A 471-nucleotide genomic window follows, 5' to 3' on the forward strand; every position below is an offset into this window, starting at 1 on the left:
AACCCTGACAGCTCCAGAGACCATTGATCGCACGGCCGAACTGATCAACCGGCATCGCTCTCTTCGTCCTGCCATTGGTCCATTCCTGAACGCGTTCCAGTTTCAGGGTGGTCGCACGGTACAGGGATTACTGAAGGCGGTGCAGATCATTGGAGACCTCTATCGGACCGGTAAACGCCGCTTGCCTGACTCCTGTCCGATCCGTTTCATTCCGCCTTCCTGGCACAGCTTTGTCAGGCCAGAGGGAACAGTCATACGACAGGCTTACGAACTCTGTGTTCTGACCCAGCTGCGCGAGCGTCTGCGTGCCGGAGACATCTGGGTAACGGAAAGTCGCCAATACCGCGCATTCGACACCTACCTTCTTCCGGAAGCCACGTTTGCAGCGATGCGCGCGCAAGGACCGTTGCCTCTGGCGATCAATGCTACGGCTGACACGTTCCTTTCTCAACGGCGTGCAGTGCTGGAAAC

1 pseudogene is annotated in these 471 nt (G+C 57.5%); it reads left to right on the forward strand.

From position 1 onward, the window contains the following. Positions 1 to 471: pseudogene (locus KP705_RS21790) on the forward strand (Tn3 family transposase); the annotation flags it as partial.

This window comes from Gluconobacter sp. P1D12_c (assembly GCF_018812105.1).
Classification (GTDB): domain Bacteria; phylum Pseudomonadota; class Alphaproteobacteria; order Acetobacterales; family Acetobacteraceae; genus Gluconobacter; species Gluconobacter oxydans_A.